Source organism: Streptomyces sp. NPDC059740 (assembly GCF_042733155.1).
In the GTDB taxonomy this organism is placed as follows: domain Bacteria; phylum Actinomycetota; class Actinomycetes; order Streptomycetales; family Streptomycetaceae; genus Streptomyces.
In genome coordinates, this window is the sequence record NZ_JBHWGP010000090.1 from 1 (window position 1) to 3,697 (window position 3,697).

Annotated in this window: 1 protein-coding gene; it reads left to right on the top strand. The window is 75.9% G+C overall.

The window, feature by feature from the left end; all coding sequences use genetic code 11:
• Positions 1-36: 36 nt before the first annotated feature.
• On the top strand, positions 37-3,697 hold a 3,661-nt coding region (locus tag ACFV3R_RS34500), incomplete at its 3' end, for an SDR family NAD(P)-dependent oxidoreductase (protein ID WP_385591493.1).

Sequence of the window (3,697 nt, forward strand, 5' to 3'; positions counted from 1 at the left end):
GGGTTGGTGGGGGATGGGTTCGGTGTTTTTGTTGAGGTGAGTGCGCATCCGGTGTTGTTGGTGGGTGTGGGGGAGACGTTGGAGGCGTTGGGGGCTTCGGGTGCGGTGGTGGGGTCGTTGCGTCGGGAGGAGGGTGGTCTGGCGCGGATGCGGCGGTCGTTGGGTGAGGCGTGGGTGGCGGGTGCCTCGGTGGACTGGGAGCAGTTCTTCCCGGCGTCGGCGCGTCGGGTGGTGGATCTGCCGACGTATCCCTTCCAGCGCCGCCGCCACTGGATCACCGCGAACAGCGCCCCCCAGGACGCCTCCCACCTCGGCGTCACCCGGTCCGACCACCCGCTGCTGGGAGCCAGCGTGGCGCTGGCCGACGACGACGGCCTGCTGATGACGGCCCGGCTCTCCCGCCACACCCACCCCTGGCTCACCGACCACATGGTCTTCGGGTCCGCGCTGCTGCCCGGAACCGCCTTCGTCGAACTCGCCGCGAGCGCAGGAGACCTGGTCGGCTGCCCGCGGGTGGAGGACCTCACCCTCCAGGCTCCGCTGCTGCTGCCGGCGGACGGTTCCGTCCAGGTGCAGCTACGGGTCGGCGGCCCCGACGGCGCCACCCACCGCACGCTCAGCGTCCACGCCCGCACCCACGACGAGGAGCCCTGGACCTGCCACGCCACCGGTGAACTGGCAGCCGCCGACGGCGCCACCGGCACCGCGCTCACCCAGTGGCCGCCCGCGCAGGCCGAGCCCGTCGACCTGACCGACGCCTACGCCCGCCTGGCCGACCAGGGCTACGGCTACGGCCCCCTCTTCCAGGGGCTGCGCCGGGTCTGGCGCCGCGGCACCGAGCTGTACGCCGAGGTCGCCCTGGCCGCGGACGCCCACGCCGACAGCGGACACTTCGGACTCCATCCGGCGCTCCTGGACGCCGCCCTGCACCCGCTCGTCCTCGGCCTGGGCACCGTGCAGAGAACAGAGCCCGGAGCACCACTGCTCCCGTTCGCCTGGTCGGGCGTCCGCCTGCACGCCGTGGGCGCCACCGCCCTGCGGGTCCGCATCACCCCCCGCCAGGACGGCACCACCGCCCTCGCCCTGGCCGACACCGCCGGCGCGCCCGTCGCCGACGTCGAAGCGCTCAGCCTGCGTCCCTGGACCGACGCCCGCAGCGCGGCCGGCGCCGCCCACGGCGGCGGTGCCCTCTACGAACTGACCTGGCCCGCCCACACCCTCCCCGCCGTCCCGGACGAGCCGGTCACGGTGGTCGGCACCGGACCGCTGGCCGCAGCCCTGGACGAGGCCGGCCACCGCGTCGCCGCGCACCCCGGCCTCCCCGACCTGTTCGCCGCACACCGGGAGCAGGAGACGCTGCCCGCAAGCGTGCTGGCCGACCTCACCGAGCCGGCCGGCGACCGGGCGCACGCCACCGTCGCCCACACCGCCGCCGCCCGCGCCCTGGAACTGGTGCGCTCCTGGCTCGCCGAGCCCCGCACCGCGGCGTCCCGACTGGTGATCGTCACCAGTGGCGCGGTCGCGACGCCCGAGGACACCGGGGTGGGCGCACCGGGCCAGGCCGCCGTGTGGGGACTGGTGCGAAGCGCCCAGTCCGAGCACCCCGGGCGCTTCGCCCTGGTCGACGCCGACTCCGAGGCCTACCCCGGCCTGCCCGCCGTGGCCGTGGACGAGGAGCCCCAACTCGCGCTCCGCGGCGGCCTCGCCCGGGTGCCCCGCCTGGCCCGCACCGCCCCGCCTTCCGCCGACGGGGCGGTGGCCTGGGACCCCGAAGGCACGGTCCTGGTGACCGGGGCCACCGGAACCCTCGGCCGGCTGGTGGCACGGCACCTCCTGGAGCAGCACGGCGTGCGCCACCTCCTGCTGGCCGGCCGGCGTGGTCCCGCCGCGGCCGGTGCCGCGGAGCTGGTGAGGGAACTGGAGGGACTCGGCGCGCAGGTCACCCTGGTGGCGTGCGACGTCGCCCACCGCTCCGAGGTCGCCGCCCTGCTCGACTCCGTCGACCCCGCACACCCCCTGACCGCCGTGGTGCACACCGCGGGCGTCCTGACCGACGCGGTGGTCGAGAACCTCACCCCCGACCTGCTCCAGGAGGTGCTGGCCCCCAAGGTCGACGGCGCCTGGCACCTGCACGACCTCACCCGCGGCGCCGACCTGTGCTCCTTCGTGCTCTTCTCCTCCGTCGCCGGCGTCGCGGGCAACGCGGGACAGGCCGGGTACGCCGCGGCCAACGCCGCCCTGGACGGCCTCGCCGGCCACCGGCGCGGCCTGGGCCTGCCCGCCACCTCCCTGTCCTGGGGCCTGTGGGCCGAGGCCAGCAGCATGACCGCCGACCTGTCCGAGGCGGACCTGGCCCGGCTGAGCCGGTCCGGGATCGCCCCGCTGGAGACCGCGGACGGACTGGCGCTGCTCGACGCGGCCCTGTCCTGCGAGGCGGCCCACCTGGTCCCGCTGCGAGTGGACCGGGCCGGCCTCGGCGCCCGGGCCGCGGCCGGCGGGCTGGCCGCCGTGTGGCGGGGGCTGGTGCGTCCGGCCGCCCGTCGCGCCGCGGCCGGCGGCCCCGCCGCCACGTCCTGGGCCGCGCGGCTCGCCGCACTGCCGGAGGGCGACCGCGACCAGGAACTGCACGACCTGGTGCGCACCCAGGTGGCCATGGTGCTGGGCTACGCCGACCCCTCGACGGTCGACCCCCAGCGCGCCTTCCGGGACCTCGGCTTCGACTCGCTGACCGCCGTGGAGCTGCGCAACCGCCTCAACGCGGCGTCCGGCCTGCGGCTGCCGCCCACCCTCGCCTTCGACCACCCCACGGCCAACGCCCTGGTCGCCCACCTGCGCGACCTGCTGGCCGGGGTGAGCAGCCACGAGGCGCCGCCGGTCGAGGCGTCCGCCGACCCCGACGAGCCGCTGGCCATCGTCGCCATGAGCTGCCGCTACCCGGGCGGGATACGGACGCCCGAGGACCTGTGGGACCTCGTCGCCCGCGAGGCCGACGCGGTGGGGGACTTCCCCACCGACCGCGGCTGGGACCTGGAGCGGCTCTTCGACCCCGACCCGGCCGCCCCGGGCCGGTCGGCCACCCGCCGCGGCGGATTCCTGTACGACGCGGCGGAGTTCGACGCCGCGTTCTTCGGGATGAGTCCGCGCGAGGCGATGGCGACCGACCCGCAGCAGCGGCTGCTGCTGGAGACCGCCTGGGAGGCGGTCGAGTCGGCCGGGATCGACCCCACCACGCTGCGCGGCAGCCGTACCGGTGTCTTCACCGGCGTCATGTACCACGACTACGGAAGCCGGCTGGGAGAGGCACCCGAGGGCTACGAGGGCCTGCTGCTGGTGGGCAACACCGGCAGTGTGGCCTCCGGCCGGGTGTCCTACAGCCTCGGTCTTGAGGGGCCGGCGGTGACGGTGGACACGGCGTGCTCCTCGTCGCTGGTGGCCCTGCACCTGGCGGCGCAGGCGCTCCGCTCGGGGGAGTGCACGCTGGCGCTGGCCGGAGGCGTGACCGTCATGGCCACCCCCCACACCTTCACCGAGTTCACCCGCCAGAACGGCCTGGCCGCCGACGGGCGGTGCAAGCCGTTCTCGGCTGCTGCCGACGGCACCGGCTGGAGTGAGGGTGTGGGTTTGCTGGTGTTGGAGCGGTTGTCGGTGGCGCGTGCGGCGGGTCATCGGGTGTTGGCGGTGGTGCGGGGTTCGGCGG